Origin of the sequence: Enterococcus nangangensis (genome assembly GCF_005405245.1) — a bacterium.
Classification (GTDB): Bacteria; Bacillota; Bacilli; order Lactobacillales; family Enterococcaceae; genus Enterococcus_J; species Enterococcus_J nangangensis.
Window position 1 is genome coordinate 1 of the sequence record NZ_BJDR01000014.1, and the last position, 18254, is coordinate 18254.

At 43.3% G+C, this 18254-nt stretch carries 14 protein-coding genes; 2 read left to right on the forward strand and 12 right to left on the reverse strand.

All coding sequences use genetic code 11. From position 1 onward, the window contains the following. Window positions 1-445: 445 nt before the first annotated feature. The 12 genes from lysS to pth form a co-directional block, all read right to left on the reverse strand. Entirely contained in the window at window positions 446-1939 is a 1494-nt protein-coding gene (gene lysS, locus FFM57_RS05820) for a lysine--tRNA ligase (protein ID WP_137599590.1), read from the reverse strand. A gap of 95 nt (window positions 1940-2034) precedes the next feature. Further along, complete coding sequence (dusB, locus tag FFM57_RS05825) at window positions 2035-3012, reverse strand: tRNA dihydrouridine synthase DusB (RefSeq protein ID WP_371851242.1); 978 nt, start codon at window positions 3010-3012, stop codon at window positions 2035-2037. A gap of 60 nt (window positions 3013-3072) precedes the next feature. Then, window positions 3073-3951: an Hsp33 family molecular chaperone HslO gene (hslO, locus tag FFM57_RS05830; protein WP_137599592.1), complete on the reverse strand. Its 879-nt coding sequence runs from the start codon at window positions 3949-3951 to the stop codon at window positions 3073-3075. A gap of 203 nt (window positions 3952-4154) precedes the next feature. After that, entirely contained in the window at window positions 4155-6329 is a 2175-nt protein-coding gene (ftsH, locus tag FFM57_RS05835) for an ATP-dependent zinc metalloprotease FtsH (RefSeq protein ID WP_137599593.1), read from the reverse strand. Window positions 6330-6407: 78 nt separating this feature from the next. Further along, on the reverse strand, window positions 6408-6959 hold the full coding sequence (gene hpt / locus FFM57_RS05840) for a hypoxanthine phosphoribosyltransferase (RefSeq protein WP_137599594.1): 552 nt from the start codon (window positions 6957-6959) through the stop codon (window positions 6408-6410). 14 nt (window positions 6960-6973) lie between these two features. Further along, complete coding sequence (tilS, locus tag FFM57_RS05845) at window positions 6974-8266, reverse strand: tRNA lysidine(34) synthetase TilS (RefSeq protein WP_137599595.1); 1293 nt, start codon at window positions 8264-8266, stop codon at window positions 6974-6976. A 101-nt stretch (window positions 8267-8367) separates the two neighbouring features. Further along, window positions 8368-8823, reverse strand: coding sequence for a S1 domain-containing RNA-binding protein (locus FFM57_RS05850; protein ID WP_137599596.1), 456 nt, complete (start codon window positions 8821-8823; stop codon window positions 8368-8370). A gap of 37 nt (window positions 8824-8860) precedes the next feature. After that, window positions 8861-9289 (reverse strand): FtsB family cell division protein, encoded by a 429-nt coding sequence (locus tag FFM57_RS05855; RefSeq protein WP_137599597.1) that lies wholly within the window; start codon window positions 9287-9289, stop codon window positions 8861-8863. A 67-nt stretch (window positions 9290-9356) separates the two neighbouring features. Next, window positions 9357-9620 carry an RNA-binding S4 domain-containing protein gene (locus FFM57_RS05860; protein ID WP_137599598.1) on the reverse strand — a complete coding sequence of 88 codons (264 nt, stop codon included), beginning with the start codon at window positions 9618-9620 and terminating at the stop codon, window positions 9357-9359. Window positions 9621-9638: 18 nt separating this feature from the next. Beyond that, window positions 9639-11237 carry a polysaccharide biosynthesis protein gene (locus FFM57_RS05865; RefSeq protein WP_137599599.1) on the reverse strand — a complete coding sequence of 533 codons (1599 nt, stop codon included), beginning with the start codon at window positions 11235-11237 and terminating at the stop codon, window positions 9639-9641. A gap of 11 nt (window positions 11238-11248) precedes the next feature. Then, window positions 11249-14791, reverse strand: coding sequence for a transcription-repair coupling factor (gene mfd / locus FFM57_RS05870; protein WP_137599600.1), 3543 nt, complete (start codon window positions 14789-14791; stop codon window positions 11249-11251). Window positions 14792-14795: 4 nt separating this feature from the next. Then, window positions 14796-15365, reverse strand: coding sequence for an aminoacyl-tRNA hydrolase (gene pth / locus FFM57_RS05875; RefSeq protein WP_137599601.1), 570 nt, complete (start codon window positions 15363-15365; stop codon window positions 14796-14798). A gap of 236 nt (window positions 15366-15601) precedes the next feature. Between pth and FFM57_RS05880 the strand changes: the two genes are divergently transcribed. Beyond that, the gene (locus FFM57_RS05880; protein ID WP_137599602.1) at window positions 15602-16582 is read left to right on the forward strand and encodes an L-lactate dehydrogenase; all 981 of its coding nucleotides are present in this window, start codon (window positions 15602-15604) and stop codon (window positions 16580-16582) included. A gap of 238 nt (window positions 16583-16820) precedes the next feature. Then, entirely contained in the window at window positions 16821-18224 is a 1404-nt protein-coding gene (locus FFM57_RS05885) for a L,D-transpeptidase family protein (protein WP_170999912.1), read from the forward strand. The last annotated feature ends 30 nt before the right edge of the window (window positions 18225-18254 follow it).

Sequence of the window (18254 nt, forward strand, 5' to 3'; positions counted from 1 at the left end):
GAATTGTGTTTGTTTCGAATATCCGAAACGCCCTACACATTGGTTGTATTCACTTTGTTCAGTTTTCAAAGGTCTACTTTGTTGCATCCAGCAACTCTTATATCTTATCAGCTTTTCAAATCGTTGTCAACAACTTTTTTGAAAAGTTTTTTAAGTTTTAGAAGTTTGCTCGTTAGCGACTTTGTTATAATAACATAACAATCAATTGCTTGTCAAGAACTTTTTTCTTTAATAAGTTATTTTGTTATGTCCCTTGTCGTTGTTATCTCAGCGACATCTAACACTATACCAAGCATTTGGCGGTTGGTCAACAAAAAATTACAAGTTTTTTGAAGTTTTTTTCAAATCCGTTTGTTTATTTTAGAAAGAGTTTGCAACTTTCGTTTTTTAATGAAGAAGCTAAAAAAAAAGAAGCAAAAGGAAAACTTTTGCTTCTTTTTTCTGATTAGCGCATCGTCGGGAAAAGTAAAACGTCCCGAATAGATTGTACATCGGTTAAAAGCATCACTAAACGATCAATCCCAATTCCTAAGCCCCCAGTTGGCGGCATACCGTATTCCAAAGCTTCCAAGAAGTCTTCATCAATCCCGTGAGCTTCGTCGTTTCCTTGTTCCCGTTCCTTTTCTTGCTCTTCAAAACGGGCCCGTTGATCAATGGGATCATTTAATTCCGTAAAGGCATTGGCAAATTCTTTCCCCACGATAAATAGTTCAAAACGATCCGTAAAACGACCATCTTCAGCGTTTTTCTTGGCTAAAGGCGAAACTTCTACTGGATGACCATAGACAAAAGTTGGTTGAATTAACGTTTCTTCCACAAAAGTCTCGAAAAACTCGTTAAGAATATGACCAACTTCCATATGAGGCGTAACCTCTACGTGGTGTTCTTTGGCTAAAGCGCGTGCTTCTTCCACTGTCATATTTTGCCAGAAATCGACACCAGTAGCTTCTTTTACCGCATCTACCATGTGGACGCGTTTGAATCCAGCGCCTAAGTTAATTTCCTGTCCATTAAAGGTAATTTCCGGTGTGCCGTTAACCTTTTGATTGGCATTACGAATAATCCCTTCCGTCAAGTCCATGACATCTTGGAAGTCGGTATAAGCCGTATAAGCTTCTAACATTGTAAATTCCGGATTGTGGGTCGTGTCGATGCCTTCGTTTCGGAAAACGCGGCCGATTTCATAGACTTTTTCCATGCCGCCGACAATTAAACGTTTTAAATGTAACTCTAAAGCAATTCGTAAGTATAAATCCATATCTAAAGCATTATGATGGGTAATAAACGGACGGGCAGCAGCGCCGCCTGCTTCATTGTGTAACGTTGGCGTTTCTACTTCTAAATAGCCGTTGCCATTTAAATATTCGCGAATCGCCGTAATGATTTGGCTCCGTTTCACAAAACGGTCAAAGCTTTCCCGATTGGCAATTAAGTCTAAGTAGCGTTGACGATAGCGTTGTTCCACATTGGTTAAACCGTGATATTTATCAGGCAAAGGGCGTAAAGCTTTCGTCAAGAAAGTAAATTGTGTGGGTTTAATGGTCACTTCACCTGTATCAGTCTTCATGACCTCGCCGGTTACCCCGACAAAGTCTCCCAGGTCCGCATGTTTAAACAAGGCATAGTCGTCTTCTCCAACGGCATCTTTTCGGACATAGATTTGAATTTGACCTTCCCGGTCTTGCAAATGAGCAAAGCCCACTTTCCCTTTGCCACGTTTGGTCATAATCCGACCCGCAACGCTAGCCGTAATTCCTAATTCTTGTAATTCTTCTTTGGTTAAATCATCATAAAGCGCGTGTAATTCTTTGGATGAATGACTCCGTTCAAAACGGTGGCCAAAAGGATCACGGCCGCTAGCCCGTAACTCTTCCATTTTCTCGTAACGAACTTTCATTTGATCGTTCAGTTCATTATGAGGTGTTTGATCTTGTGCCACACTATTTCCTCCTATCTCTTTTCTCACATAGTACCATATTGCCACATTATTTCTAGAAAATGCAAGGCAAATCTCAGATTTTATTCCCGATGAAATTACCCGGCAATCTTCACTAAAAAGTCCCCGAGAATCCCTAAAATTTCTGCTTCAGTTTCTACTTGATTAATAGCCACTTTAACTTTAGCTGCCCGCGGGATCCCTTTTAAATAATAGCCGGCATGTTGCCGGAACTCGCGACACGCTACTTTTTCACCTTTTAAGGCAATTAAACGTGCTAAGTGGAGCTTTGCCACCGCAATTTTTTCTTGCGGCGTCGGTTCGGGGATTAATTCCCCCGTCCGCAAATAGTGTTCTGTCCGATGAATCATCCACGGATTACCTAAAGCAGCCCGGCCGATCATCACGGCATCACACCCAACTTCATCTAACATTCGTTTGGCATCTTCGGGGGTCCGCACATCGCCATTGCCCATAAAAGGAATGGTAATGTTTTTCTTCACTTCCCGTAAAATGTCCCAGTTGGCGTGACCTTCATACATTTGGACCCGCGTCCGGCCGTGCATTGCTAAGGCCGCTGCCCCGCCGGCGGCCGCTGCCTTGGCATTTTCCACGGCAAAGACGTGTTGGTCATCCCAGCCGATACGCATTTTAACCGTGACGGGCTTTTTGACTGCTGCCGTCACAGCGGCAACCATTTCATAAACTTTATTAGGATCCAATAGCCACTTAGCCCCGGCTTCGGCCTTAATTACCTTGTTGACGGGACAGCCCATGTTGATATCAATAATGTCGGCTGCCGTATTTTCTGCCACAAAGACTGCGGCTTCTACGAGAGATTCTTTGGTGCCACCAAAAATTTGCACGCTTAAGGGATGTTCTTTTTCATCAATGTAAAGCATCTCTAAGGTCTTTTTATTACGAAAGTGAATGCCTTGGTCGCTGATCATCTCACAAACCACGAGACCGGCGCCAAATTCTTTGACTGTCACCCGAAAAGCGGCGTTAGTAATCCCCGCCATGGGAGCAACAACAACTTGATTGGGAATTGTCACTTTCCCGATTTGCCATTCCAAAAATAATTCCTCCTTCAAACATGGTAGTAAAGGACTACCTACTACGCCTAGCTCTATCTACTAGCCTAAAGCTTCGTCTTTCAAAGCTTGTAATTCTTCTTCTGTGTAGTGATACTTGCGGTTACAGAAACTGCAGACCGCTTCGGCACCGTGGTCTTCCACAATCATTTCTTCAATTTCTTTAGCCCCTAAAGCAATAATTGCCGTGGCAAATTTTTCTTTTGAGCAGTCACAGACAAATTCTACGGGCATACTTTCTAAAATTTCAACGTCTGTTCCTAAAATCTTTTGCAAGATTTCTTCTGGCGTGACACCTTCTGCTATGAATTTCGCCATGTTCGGTACTTTTTGTAAACTTGCTTCAATACTGGCGATACACTCTTCATCAGCCCCAGGCAAGACTTGAATCATAAAGCCACCAGCCGCAGCGACACTAGCATCTTCATTTAGCAAAACACTCAAGCTAATGGCAGAAGGAACTTGTTCGGAAACCGCCATGTAGTACGTAAAGTCTTGGCTTAAATCCCCAGCGACAATCGGCACTTGACCAGTAAAGGGTTCTTTTAATCCTAAATCTTTAATCACCGATAACGTTCCCGCTGTTCCCACAGTTGCCGGCAAAGATAAATTGCCAGCAGCGTCAGCTTGCAAAGGGACTTGCGGATTTTTTATGTAGCCTTTGACGGTGCCATGACCGTTACTGTCGACAACAATGGAGCCCACTGGCCCGTCCCCTTGCACTTTAATGGTGAGTTTATCATCGCCTTTTAAGGTTGCGCCTAATAATAAACCGCCAATCAACGTCCGGCCGAGAGCAACTGTAGCCCCACTAGCTGTTTCGTGGCGGCTGGCACCTTCTTGAACCACAGCAGTAGCACATAAACTGTAGCCCCGGACCATGCCGTTATATCCTAAAGCTTTCACTAAATAGTCTTTCATGAAAGAATCTCCTTTAATCGTTTTTTCAACTTAATGTACCATAAAAAAAGCTATTTGGAAAAGTAATTCTTTTGAAAATGAAAAAAGCACACTTTCGATGCTTAAAAATTCGCTGCTGCAAAGCGCTAAGTTTTAAGCAGTAAATCTTCAGGTAAAAAGAAGAACCGACTCAACATAAGCTAAGTCAGTCCTTCATGTAGTTTTTATTCTTTTGGTTCTTCTTGGTCTGCTGGTTTTTCAGCAGGGAACTCCGGTGTAGCCGTTGGTGTTTCTTCTTCAGCTGGTGTACTTGGTGCTTGTGGCACTTCAGGTTCTTTGCCAGCTAATTCATCGGCTTGCGCTTTAAGGTCCGCTTTCACTTCGGCGAAATCAGCCCGTTCTTGCGCTTGTTTTTCCGCATCTTTTGCTTCTAAAGCCCGTTTTGCTTCTTCAAAAGTTTGCGCGTCATTTTTTTCACTTGGGAATTCAGCATCCGTCACTTCTTTAGGCATTACGCCTTCTTCAAACAAGGACTTAATGCTCTTAGCATCTAATGTTTCAAACTCTAATAGTTTTTCAGCGATTAATTGATGTTTTTCCCGGTGCGTGGAAATAATGTCGTAGGCTTTTTGGTGAGCTTCATTTAAGATGCTCCGCACTTCATTGTCGATTTCATACGCCACTTGTTCAGAGTAGGCTTTGGTTTGACCGTAGTCACGACCCACAAAGACTTGGTGGTTTCCTTCGTATTGGACAGGTCCTAATTTATCAGACATGCCGTATTCCGTCACCATACTGCGGGCTAAACCAGTAGCTTGTTCAAAGTCATTAGAAGCACCGGTAGATTTCACACCGAAGACAACTTCTTCAGCCACCCGGCCCCCTAAAAGACCAACGATTTGTTCAAACATATCTTCTTTGGTTAATAAGTTTTGATCTTCTTTTGGTAAAGCAATCATATAACCGCCAGCGCGGCCCCGCGGAATAATCGTTACTTTATGCACGACACGGGCATTGGATAAAATCAAACCAACAATCGTATGTCCCGCTTCGTGGTACGCCACCATTTCCCGTTCTTTCTTGGAAATGACGCGATCTTTTTTCGCTGGTCCAGCAATGACGCGGTCTTCTGCTTCATCAATATCTGAAGCATCGATTTTCTTTTTATTACGACGAGCAGCGACTAAAGCTGCTTCGTTTAAGACGTTTTCTAAATCAGCACCGGCAAAGCCTGGTGTTTGTTGGGCAACAACTTTTAAATCGACGTCGTCAGCTAACGGTTTGTTCCGTGCATGGACGCGGAGGATAGCTTCCCGACCTTTCACGTCTGGACGACCTACCAAGATTTGGCGGTCAAAACGGCCTGGACGTAAAAGCGCTGGGTCTAAAACATCAGAACGGTTGGTAGCGGCAATGACGATGACGCCTTCGTTCCCATCAAACCCATCCATTTCCACTAACAATTGGTTTAAGGTTTGTTCACGTTCATCGTGGCCGCCCCCCATACCAGCACCCCGTTGGCGACCAACGGCATCGATTTCATCAATAAAGATAATGGCTGGTGCATTTTTCTTGGCAGTTTCAAATAAATCCCGCACCCGGCTGGCCCCAACCCCGACAAACATCTCTACGAAATCAGAACCGGAGATGGAGTAAAATGGTACGCCAGCTTCACCAGCAACGGCTTTAGCTAGTAATGTTTTACCAGTTCCTGGAGGTCCCTCTAAAAGAACCCCAGCTGGAATTCGGGCGCCTAATTCGACGAAACGACGTGGATCTTTCAAAAATTCCACGACTTCCACTAATTCTTGTTTTTCTTCTTCAGCCCCGGCAACGTCAGAGAAACGTACGCGGTTGGCTTTTTTGTCGGCTTCTTTAGCTTTCGACTTGCCAAAGTTCATAACCCGGCCGCCGCCACCGCCTTGTTGCCCTTGTCCCATCATCATATAGATGAAAAAGAAAATAGCAATCATGGGTAGGAAAGTTAAGAGTAAAGAAAGCCACATACCAGAAGAAGACTCTTCTTTAATCGTCACTGTGGCATCACTATTTTTAGCGAGCTCTTGAATTTCGGCGATACTAGCGTCGTTAGGTAACACGACGGTGGTAAAGTTTTTAGTAGAGACATCCGCACTGCCCCACAAAGGCAAGCCACCAGTATTTTCAACTTTTTGGGCTTCGGCGTATTCCCCGGTGACCTTTAACACCCCATTGGCGGGTTGTACGGCTAGTTTAGAAATCTTGCCGTCTTCCAACTGTTCTGTAAAGGTGGAATACTCAATGCTAGTCGCTTGTTCAGAACTATTGCTAAAAAAGACAAAGTACAAGGCTAATGCCGCGATTAGCAACAAGAGCACATAGTACAAGCCATTTTTGGGCTTGGTGTTTTTATTGTTCATTTCAGACCTCCTAAAAGGACGAATCCTTCGTTATTATTTTATTTTACCACATGCTGACCTTTTTGACCTTTGAAAAACTTATTTTTCTGGATTTTCGTAAACTTCAGGTTTCAACACGCCTACGTAAGGTAAATTACGATATTGTTCAGCGTAATCTAAGCCGTAGCCCACCACGAATTCGCCAGGAACAGAAAAGCCAACATAATCTGCTTCAATCGCTTTCGTGCGGCCAGAAGGTTTGTCTAACAAGGTGACAATTTTTACCGAGTTCGCTTGGCGATACTTAAACAAGTCCACGAGGTAAGACAAAGTTAGACCCGTATCAATGATGTCTTCGACAATTAAAACATCACGGCCAGAGACATTCGTATCTAAGTCTTTCAAGATTTTTACTTCTCCGGATGATTGCGTAGAGCGACCGTAACTAGAAACGTCCATGAAGTCCATTTCCATATACATATCACAGGCGCGAATGATATCTGCCATAAAAGGGACCGCCCCTTTTAAAATACCCACCACTAAGGGATTTTTGTCGGCGTATTCAGCAGATAAAATTTTCCCCAGCTCATGGGTCTTAGCTTGAATTTCTTCTTCGGTAATCAATACCTTTAAAATATCTTTTTCTAACATAGCTTCTCCTTTAATTACGGCGTTTTTAAATAAACTAGTCTGTAAAGTATTTTATCAGTTTCTATAATATAACTCAAATAAGATTTTCCTTTAGGAATCACCCATAAGATATTTTTAAAATTGTCTGCTACTACCCACTGCTGAGGTCGTTCCTCTTTAGGAATTTTCTCTTCTAAAAGATAACGACTTAGCTTTTTGGTATAGCCGTTTTTTTTCAACAACAGTCGATCGCCACTTGCTGGATGACGAACCGTCAAAGGGCTCGCTGGCGCTTGATATAAAGGCAAAATCGTCAATTGTCCTTGCGGCGGCAGCGGCCATAAGAAGTCTGCTGCAAAGTAGCCCAACTGCTCAGTTGGACTAATGGTTACCCACTCATTTAAAGGCAAAGCTTGCGGTGGTAAACTTTTAACTTTCTTCACAAAAGTTTCATATTTTAATTCATTGGAAGTGCGAGTAATCTGTCCTTGACCAATTGCATAACTTTTTTTAGTGCCTTGCAGGAACCATTGCTGAATTTGTTGCAGCTGCGGATAGGTGACTGGACAGTCGTAAGCCACTAACCAACGCCGCAATAATTCTATTGGCGCCTCCGTATTTTCTAACTGGGTTACTTTTAAAGGTGCTGGCGTTAATGGCGCCGTTTCTACGGCCAATAATTCTGCGTTCAGTTGTGCCAGACGTCTTAAAACTTGCGGATTTTCTTTTTTTAGTAACGGCAAGATTTGCTGCCGATAACGATTGCGCATATAGGCTAAGTCGTGATTGGATTGATCCTCAAAGTAAGTGATTTGACGATATTGCGCATACTGATAAATCTCTTCTTTTGAAAAATCTAGCAAAGGACGAACTAACGTGCCGGAACCAAAAGTTTGAATAGCCGGAAAAGCTAGGGATGTTAAATGCGTCCCGCGGGTAATTTTCATCAAAATGGTTTCGGCCAAATCGTCTAAGTGGTGGGCCGTCAATAAAACGCCGCCTGCTGCTACTTCTTCTTTAAAAAAAGCGTAGCGAAAGTCGCGCCCCCGTGCTTCAGTAAATTTTTCTTCTTGAGGAAAGTAACGGGTGATGAGGGGCAAGTGGTGCTTTTTAGCAAACTTTTCTAAATAAGCTGTCTCTTTTTGCGCCGCTTCCCGCAATTGATAATTAACATGAAGCAAGGTCAACCTTGCTGTAAATTGGTTTTGCCGCAATAAATCTAAGAGCACCATTGAGTCTACGCCCCCCGATATTGCCAAATATAAAGGGGTGGTCGCGGAAATTTTTAATTTTTGCCAACTTTGACTAAAGGTACGCGGATTAAGCATGACACCCTCCTTTTAAAAAGATAATCACTAAAAAAGACCGAAGTATCACAAAAATAGTCGCTATTTCTGGATAGTTCGGCCTTTCAGCAGTCTATTTAGTTTTAACTGCGACGGCCACCGCGACCGCCTCGTTTGCCCTCGGTATTGCGACGCAAAGAAGATAACCGATCGTCACTGTCTTTCAAAAAAGAACTCATCAGGCTATCGAAGTCTTCTTTTTGATGAGGGGCAGCAAATGATTTCTTGGGAGCTGCATTGTGGCTTTGGCGATTACGATCTCTGGGGGCAAATTCTCTTTTTGGTTTGCTAGGTTGGTTTTGAGTTTCATCAGCTTTCCGAATGGATAAACCAATTTTCCCATCGTCACCTACGGAAGTAACCTTCACTGTTACTTGGTCGCCAACGGATAAAACGTCGTGAATATCCTTAACAAAACCATTTGAAACTTCACTGATATGGACTAAGCCAGTTTTGCCTTCTCCTAAATCAATAAAGGCTCCAAAATTGGTGATGCCTGATACTTTCCCCGGTAGCTTTGCTCCTACTTCAATTGCCATAAAAAAATTGCTCCTCCTTAAAGCTTTACAAAATATATTATTTATTTTCACTCGACGTGGTGGTCGAGGATGAATCAGTAGTTCCTGAATCGGTCACACTTTGGCTCGGTATGGTGTAGACTTGCTCACCGTCTTTAGATAACAAATAGCGCGAACGGGCTAACTTCCCCACATACTCTTCGTCTTGCAACAAATTCACGTCATCGGTTAAATCTTGCTCTTGATCGGCTAAAGATTTTTCTTTGGCAATCGTGGTTGCTTCGTCCTTTTGTAAACCTGCCAATTTATGTGCATCTTTTATTAAATGAAAACCAGAGAAGCCCAAAATGATTAGCGCCACGAGAAAAATAACAGCTAGACGGCGACGGCGGAAAGTAATTTGCTTTTGCTGAATTTTCAGCTGCGCCAATTGTTCCCGATGATAATCATTTTCCAAAGGGGCAATCTTGTTGTTAGGGTGTGCCATTTCATTTTTCCTCCCTTTATTTCACTCAACATTATAACAGTAAGCCATAGCCTTGTCTAATGGTATTTTAGTCCTTTTCTGGGGCAGTTTCCCGTAAAATCTCATACATTTTAGTTGCGTCTTCTTTTTTCGTTGACTCGGCTAAGCCGGTTACTTTCACCACTAGGGTTTTATTGCCGAAGCGAATTTCCAATTCATCCCCCACCTTTACTTCGCTGGAAGACTTTGCTTCTTTGCCGTTAATACTGATTCGTTTTTTATCGGCGACTTCTTTAGCCACCGTCCGGCGCTTAATAATCCGGGATACTTTTAAAAATTTGTCTAAACGCATAGGTATTGCTCCTTTAAATTATAAATTATTTTTTTGAAAAAGGCGTAAGATTTTTTTACCAAAGGGAATTAGCAGCCATTCCCGCAAGGTAAAGATTTGTAGACGAATAATCATGAACAAAAAGCTGCCAGCACCAATCACTACTCCCACTATGCTAAACAGCAAGCTCCACGTACGAGAACTGGCGGCTAACGGGCCAACTAGAAGTAAAAAGGCGCCTAAGACCAGACTCATGGTGCCTAACGCCAACAGTGTCTTAGCTAAAAAATGTTGATAGCGATAAAAACGTCCCAAAACTGGTCCAGCTTTTCGCGCTAAATAAAGCAGGGTCACTGTCAGTCCTAAGATGGTGGACAAGCTTGCCCCTACAGTTAAAAATTTTTCCGTTAAAAAATTCGTTGTCAAAAGTTTAATGCTTAATCCCAGTATCGCACCCGTTAAAGGAATCCGCAACTGATTTTGGCTTTGCATAATGTTTTCGTAAGCTTGAATTAACGCCACTAAAAAAATCGCTGCAATAAAAATAGCTAAAGTCAACATTCCTTGATGGTCACTAAATAAAGCGTAGTTCATGAAAGGCAAGAGCCACCATAAGCCCACGGTAGCCGCCACCGCTAAAATTGTCGTCAGCCGTAAAAACATCATGGCATATTGTTGAAAAGCGCCCTGTCCTTTTTTGACAATTTGCCGGGTAAGCATCGGTAAAAAGGTGGAGCCTAACGCTAAGGCTACGACTAGTCCTAATTGGACCAAAGGCTGACTACGGTCAAAGACTCCTTTAGCTATTTTAGCAGCGCCGTCTGCTAGCCCACCTTTGACGAGGGCTTCTTTGACGAAAAAGGAATCTACTAATTGGTAAAAAAGTAATAAGCCACTGTATAAAAAGACCAAGCCGCCTTCAAGGACTAAGCGTTTCAGCAGTGGTCGTAACAACTTACGGTCTTGCACCCACCACCAGTCTTTAGTAAAACGCAACCGAAAAAGTGTCGTGCGTCGATTTTCATGACGTAAGATGCCTAAAGCTAGGAGGCCACCCCCTAACCCACCGAGAAAAGCCAAACTGGCTGTCTGATAAACGTCCCAGTTTGAGGTTTTATATAAAACAGCGGCTAAGACGATAATGGCCACCCGCAAAAACTGTTCTCCCACTTGCGAAAGAGCGGTAGGCGTCATCCACGGAATGCCTTGAAAGTTTCCCCGTAAAAAAGCGAGGGGGGGCGTTAAAAGGTACATCACCGCCACGACGCGAATCAAGCCTGCTAATTGCACATCTCCCATTGCCGCAGCCATTGGCTCACTGGCGAAAAAAAGCAAGGCAAACAAAGCAACACACACCCAAAAGATAATGGGAAATAACGTTTTTAAAATTTGATTTTGTTGATAGGGTTCCTTTTCTTCTTGTAAAACTTTTGATAAGAAAAGTGGTAAGCCGGTTAAACTAAAAGTCATGGCAATGCCATAAAAAGGATAAATCTGCTGATAGACGTAAAAGCCGGTGTCCCCCACTAAGTTTTGGTAAGGAACGCGATAAAAGGCACTTAAAATCTTCGCAATTAAGGACGCGACGGATAAAATCGCCGCAGCTCTTAACATCTCTTGCATTTCTTTGTGGGCCACACCATCACTTCCTATCCTTGAGGTAATTGCTGAGGTAATTGCTTCTGGAGCTTTTCTTGGCGCAAAGCACGAGTAAAGTCCACTAATTCTTGCAGCCAAATATCCATTGGTTGATTTTTCGGTAAAGTAAAACGAATTTGCATTTTTTCTTTTTCGACCCCTAAAGCCGCCTTTAACTTCGTCACTTGTAACGCTTTAAAAATTTGCTCCACCGTATACGTGTTGGTGCCGGCTTTTGTTAAGGTGAAAGTTACCGTATTGTCTTTACGACGCATACTTTCCACTAAAGCCCGATCACCGTCCATCTTCAGTTGCCCGATAAAGAGCAATTGGTTGACTTCTTCAGGATAATCCCCAAAACGGTCAATCAAATCGTCAATTAATTCATTGAGCATCTCTAAGGTTTCTAACTGGCGCAAACGTTTATAAATTTCAATTTTTTGCCGTTGATCTTTCAGATAACTATCTGGAATGTAGGCATCCACACCTAATTCAATTTCCACGGCACTCTTACTTTCCGTTGGGGCTTTTCCTTGTTTTCTTTGGACGGCTTCTTCTAACATTTGGGTATACATATCAAACCCGACAGCATCAATAAAGCCGTGTTGTTGCGAGCCTAAAAGATTACCGGCCCCACGAATGGATAGGTCCCGCATGGCAATTTTAAAGCCTGAACCTAGCTCGGTAAAATCTTTAATGGCTTGGAGGCGTTTTTCCGAGACTTCATTTAAAACTTTTTGCGGTTCGTACATAAAGTACGCATAGGCAATTCGGTTGGTGCGGCCAACGCGCCCTCGCAACTGATACAAGGTGGATAAGCCCATGTAGTCGGCATTTTCCACAAATAAAGTGTTGACGTTGGTAATATTCACACCAGTTTCAATAATAGTGGTGGTGACCAAGACATCAAATTGGCCGTCGATAAAGTCTAGCAAGACATTTTCCAATTGCACTTCACTCATTTGCCCGTGAGCAAAAGCAATCCGGGCTTCCGGCACTAACTCTTGAATTTCAGCGACTTTTTGGTCGATAGTTTCCACACGGTTATACAGATAAAAAATTTGCCCACCCCGAGCCATCTCCCGTTGAATTCCTTCGCGAATAGCGCCGAGATTCTTCTCCATCACGTAAGTTTGAACAGGATAACGATTTTCCGGTGGCGTTTCAATTACGGAAAGATCCCGCACTCCCAGCATGGACATATGCAATGTCCGGGGAATGGGGGTAGCTGTTAAGGTTAAAACGTCTACTTGTGAACGCAACTGTTTTAAGCGTTCTTTGTGTTTCACGCCAAAGCGTTGCTCTTCGTCCACAATCAAAAGTCCTAAATCGGCGAACTCCACATCTTTAGAAAGTAAACGGTGAGTTCCCACCACAATGTCTACTTCCCCACGTTTTAAAGCTTGTAAGGTTTCATTTTGCTGTTTTTTTGTGCGGAAACGACTTAAGACGCCAATATTTACCGGATAATCCCGAAAGCGTTCTTCCATCGTCTCAAAGTGTTGTTGTGCCAGAATGGTGGTAGGCACTAAGAAAGCGACTTGTTTATGATCTTGAATCGCTTTAAAGGCGGCGCGTAAAGCAACTTCTGTTTTTCCGTACCCTACATCGCCAACTAACAAACGATCCATCGGGCGTGTTTTTTCCATATCTTTTTTAATTTCGGCGATACTGCGAATTTGGTCGTCGGTTTCGCTATAAGGAAAATCGGCTTCAAATTCTTGTTGATAGGCGTCGTCTTTACTGAAGGCATAGCCCTTTTCCGCTTCCCGTTTGGCATAAAGTTCAATCAATTCGTCGGCAATGTCTTCAATTTTGGCTGTGACTTTCCGTTTGGTTTTCGTCCATTCGGTGCCGCCTAGCTTGTTGACTTTCGGCGTTTTGGCCTCAGAAGAGACATATTTTTGAATAAGATTCAGTTGCGTAACAGGAATAAAGAGTTTGTCGTTGTTTTGGTACAAGATGGTGATGTAATCTTGATGCACACCATCGACTTCTAGGGTTTGCATCCCCACGTATTGCCCAATCCCGTGATTGGCATGAACCACAAAGTCGCCGGTTTTTAAATCCGTATAACTTTTAATCCGCTCGGCGTTACTAATCCGTGTTGGCCGTTTGCGTTTTTTGGTGGTGGTATGGAAAATCTCCCGTTCCGTAATCACCACGAGACGATCTTCTACCAGTTCAAAACCATTACTCAAGGCACCTTCAATAATTTGCACACCTTGCACACCTTGGGGTAAAAGTTCTTGCGGACTAGTCACCACCGCTGGAATTTCTACTTCCCGCAGCATCTCTTCTACTTTGCTTAAGCGTTCTTTTGTTGGCACTAAAATTAAAATCGACTGCTTTTGTTTTAACCAGCGATCCATCTCGGCTTTTAAGAGGGGCAGTTGCCCAAAGAATTGTTGCATGGTGCGCATTTGTAAGGGAAAAATGTGTTCAAAGCGTAAGTTGCCCATCCCTTTTTGGAAAAGAGCAAAAAAAGTTTGGTTTTGCGGCGCTTTTTTTAAAAATTGGCGGAAATCACTTTGCAAGACTTGATGCGGGAAAACCCGCAACTCTGCCAATTGTTGGGTGAACCACTGGGCGCTTTCTTTTTCAATTTGTTGTTCGGTTTCATAAATGCGGGCTAAATCGTCCACAAAAACGCTGGCTGTTCCTAAATAATCCAGTAGCGTCGTTTTTTCTGGATATAAAAAATCGGGATAGAGTTTATCGTAATCGGTTAAGTTGCCGTTATCCCACTGACTAGCGATATCTTCAAAGTAGGTCGTCAGTTGCTTGACTTCCGCTTTTTTGGTAGCCACTGTCAGCCGAACGTTTAAAGCGGCCCGCAGTTTTTCTGCCGCTGTCTTTAACGCCGCTGGTGCTAAAATCATTTCCGTAGTGGGTAAAACGAGGGCTTCTTCTAGTTTACGCAAAGAACTTTGGCGCTCAGGATCAAAGTAGCGCAAAGAATCAATTTCCGTGTCGAAAAGTTCTAAGCGTAAAGGATATTCCGTATCTAAAGGATAAATATCCACGATGCTCCCGCGAATCGCAAATTCACCGGGATTGGCGACTAAGTCTTCCCGTTGATAGCCCATGGAAACTAATTTTTGCGGTAAATCTGTTAATGCTAATTCACCACCGACTTTTAAGAAAAGTTTTTGGGCGTCCCAAACAGTTACTGGTGGCAAATATTTTCGCACCGCAGCTACCGAAGCGATGATAAAACCCGGCTCTTGCGTCCGTAAAAAGTTTAAGGTGGCTACCCGTTCACTGCGAGCTTCCGGTGACGCAAAAGCCATTTCGGCGGCTAAAACTTCATCCACCGGAAAAGTATGCACGCGGTCATCAGGCAAAACATGCCGTAAATCTTCCGCCAACTGATTGGCATAATAAAGATTAGGGGTGACGACTAAGATTTGTTGTGGATGGCGTTGCCAGTAACTGGCCATCGCCAAGGCTTTCGCCGATCCCCCTAAGCCCACCACCAATTGGCGCCCGCTAACGGTCTTTAACCACGGTTGTAAAGAAGGCATGGTGGCCATTTTTTCAATTAAGTTCATGCCTTCACTCCTTTGCTGCAAAAGTTTGGGTAGCGGCAAAATCGTGCCCGCCAGCAAAATATAAAGCCGCGTGGCGCGCTTTAGCTAACGCCGGTAAAATTACCGCCAAGTCATCGGCGCTAAACTTATGCAAGACGTGATTCACCACCGTCATCTTGCCTTGCGGCCGACCAATGCCTACTTTAATGCGGAAAAAATTTTCACTCCGCAAGTGGCTAATTAAACTCTTTAAGCCATTGTGACCGCCGGCGCTACCTTTTTGCCGTAAACGAACTTTCCCTTGTGGCATATCTAAATCATCGCAAATCACTACGATGTCTGCGATGTCTAAACCATAATAGGTCATTAAAGGTCCCACCGCGCGTCCAGATTCATTCATAAAAGTTAAAGGTTTAATCAACATCACTTTTTGCCCTTCGTAAAAGAAATCTCCTACTTCGGCTTCAAAAATATTTTTTTTCATGGTGACGTTAAATTCGCGGGCGATTTCATCCACCACCATAAAGCCAATATTGTGTTTCGTATTTTCGTAACGGCTCCCAGGATTGCCTAAGCCGATAATTGCTTTTGTCATTTGTCTAACTCCTTTTTACACCTTTTCCGTCCTTTTCCACGCAAAAGCGCTGGAGGCAAGAACTTACCTCCAGTATCTCGTTTATTATAGCATATTTCCCCTAAAAAATTGTCGGCGTAGTCATTAAGCTTTTGCAAAGAAAGGTGTAAGCGACACCATAGCATATTGCATGACAAGGTCTTGTGAAAGTGATAGCATGACCTTGACGGATGATCAAAACAAGGAGGCTATATTTTATGACTACACCTGCAATCAAGCATCAAAAAGTAATTTTAATTGGTGATGGCGCTGTCGGTTCCAGTTACGCATTCGCTTTAGTGACCCAAGATATTGCACAAGAAATCGGCATCGTGGATATCAATCGCAAAAAAACTGAAGGGGACGCTATTGATTTGTCCCATGCCTTAGCGTTTACTTCCCCTAAAAAAATCTACGCCGCTGAATATAGCGATGCCAAAGACGCGGATCTCGTAGTGATTACCGCCGGCGCTGCGCAAAAACCTGGGGAAACGCGTTTAGATTTAGTGCACAAAAATTTTAAGATTATGAAAGGCATCGTGGAAGAAATCGTGGCTTCTGGCTTTAACGGCATCTTCTTAGTGGCTTCTAATCCTGTTGATATTTTAACCTACGCTGTTTGGAAATTTTCTGGTTTCCCGAAAGAACGGGTCATTGGTTCTGGGACTTCCTTAGACTCGGCTCGTTTCCGCCAAGCGATTGCGGAATTAGTCAAAGTCGATGCTCGTAACGTCCATGCTTATATTTTAGGGGAACACGGCGACACCGAATTTCCAGTTTGGTCTCACGCTAACGTTGCCGGCTTACAAATTTATGAATGGGTGAAAGATCACCCGGAAGTCGACCAAGAAGAATTAGTTAACCTCTTCTTTGGTGTGCGGGATGCAGCTTACACCATTATCGAAAAGAAAGGCGCCACCTTCTATGGCATTGCCGTAGCCTTAGCCCGGATTACCAAAGCCATCTTAAACGATGAAAATGGGGTCTATCCCCTTTCTGTTTATCTTGACGGTCAATATGGTCAAGAAGGCATTTATATTGGCGCACCAGCCATCGTCAACCGTGACGGCTTGAAAGATATTATCGAAATTCCTTTATCCGATTCGGAAAAAGATCGGATGGATGCTTCCGCTGCGCAATTAAAAGAAGTTTTAAATGCAGCTTTTCAACAATTAGCGGATGAAGAAGCGGCTAAATAATTTTTGATATGTAGCGCAGTCGACAAGGAAATTTGTCGACTGCTTTTTTATTTTCTTAAAGGTTTTTTGAAAATATCAAGCGTATTGATTGCTTTTATGTCGCGGAATTTTTACACTTTAATAAAGGAAAAGCTTTTTAAAGTTTTCCTAGTTTACCCTAGCTTTTTACTTGAATTATGCTACAATGTTAGCGGACTAATTTTTTAATGTTCATTTTTTATACAGATAAAGGAGCAAAATAATGAAATCCAGACATAAAAAGCGTCGCGGCAAAAAAATAGCACTCTGGCTAACAGGTGGGGTCCTCCTTGTGGCCGCAGCCGGTTATGTTGGCGGCAGTCTTTATTATCAAAAAAACTTTTTGCCTAACACGATTGTCAACGAGACTAATATTAGTAATCAGTCAGTGAAAAAAGCCAACGAAAAACTCGTCAAACAAATCGAAGGCCACGTTTTCACTTTAACGGATAATGGACAAACCTATCAAACAATCCAACTGGAAGACTTTGGTAAGACCTACGACTTCACCAGTGAACTTACCGCTTTACAAAGCAAACAAAACCCTTGGAGTTGGCCGGTGGACTTTTTCAAAAAAGAAACCGCCGCGGTGGGAAATCTAGCGATTAGTGATGATGAGGTGAATACTTATGTCACTAACACCTTGACTCCGACTTTGGTCACCTTGAATGAAGGGCGTACGAAGTCAACTAATGCACAACTCGTTTTTGCCAATGGCGCCTTTAGCATTCAAGCAGAAGTCAATGGCAACTACTTAGACACGGATAAAATTATCGCCGACTTTAAAACAGCCTTAGCTTCTGGTGAATCTTCCTTGGAATTAGAAGACTATGTCGTGAAAGCGACAGTTACCAAAGACGACGAGAATTTAAAGAGTGAACTTGCTCAAGCACAAAAAATTGCGGCAATCACGGCGACTTACACCATCAACGAAAATACGGTAACGATTCCTGCCGAAACCATTCAAAGCTGGTTGACGTTTACTGATGGCCAAGTCGGTTTGAACCAAGAGAGTGTTAAAGCTTACGTGACTGAACTAGGAAATAAATACAACACTTCTAGCAATCCTTATACTTTCCAAAGCACAAAACGTGGTGAAGTTTCTGTCCCTGCCGGAAGTTATAGTTGGTCCATTCAAGTCAATAACGAAACAGCAGCGTTAAGCGAAGCGATTCTTAAAGGAGAAGATTTCACCCGGACGCCTTTAGTCCAAGGGGCAGGCAGTGCTAGTGGTCCCCGCATTGGTAATACTTACGTGGAAGTAGACATGGAAAACCAACACATGTGGTACTACAAAGACGGCGCCGTCGTTTTAGAAACTGATGTCGTTACCGGCAAACCAGCTACCCCTACGCCAGCTGGTGTCTTTTACATTTGGAATAAAGAAGAAAATGCGACACTTTCTGGTGAAAATGGCGACGGCTCCTCTTATGCCACGCCGGTTTCTTATTGGATGCCCATTAACTGGACCGGTGTCGGAATTCACGACGCTAGTTGGCAACCAACTTTTGGCGGCGACTGGTACCAAGCTCATGGTTCCCACGGCTGCGTGAATACGCCGCCTGGCGTGATGGCCACCCTCTTTGCCCAAGTTTCTACCGATACTCCAGTTTTAGTTTTTTAATCCTGATGATGCAAAAATCCTGCGGGGCAG

Bases quoted from the DNA above. Each gene is read 5' to 3' on its own strand.
- hslO (WP_137599592.1), bottom strand. From the start codon at position 3,951: ATGAAAGACTATTTAGTGAAAGCTTTAGGATATAACGGCATGGTCCGG.
- ftsH (WP_137599593.1), bottom strand. From the start codon at position 6,329: ATGAACAATAAAAACACCAAGCCCAAAAATGGCTTGTACTATGTGCTC.
- hpt (WP_137599594.1), bottom strand. From the start codon at position 6,959: ATGTTAGAAAAAGATATTTTAAAGGTATTGATTACCGAAGAAGAAATT.
- tilS (WP_137599595.1), bottom strand. From the start codon at position 8,266: ATGCTTAATCCGCGTACCTTTAGTCAAAGTTGGCAAAAATTAAAAATT.
- FFM57_RS05850 (WP_137599596.1), bottom strand. From the start codon at position 8,823: ATGGCAATTGAAGTAGGAGCAAAGCTACCGGGGAAAGTATCAGGCATC.
- FFM57_RS05855 (WP_137599597.1), bottom strand. From the start codon at position 9,289: ATGGCACACCCTAACAACAAGATTGCCCCTTTGGAAAATGATTATCAT.
- FFM57_RS05860 (WP_137599598.1), bottom strand. From the start codon at position 9,620: ATGCGTTTAGACAAATTTTTAAAAGTATCCCGGATTATTAAGCGCCGG.
- mfd (WP_137599600.1), bottom strand. From the start codon at position 14,791: ATGAACTTAATTGAAAAAATGGCCACCATGCCTTCTTTACAACCGTGG.
- pth (WP_137599601.1), bottom strand. From the start codon at position 15,365: ATGACAAAAGCAATTATCGGCTTAGGCAATCCTGGGAGCCGTTACGAA.
- FFM57_RS05880 (WP_137599602.1), top strand. From the start codon at position 15,602: ATGACTACACCTGCAATCAAGCATCAAAAAGTAATTTTAATTGGTGAT.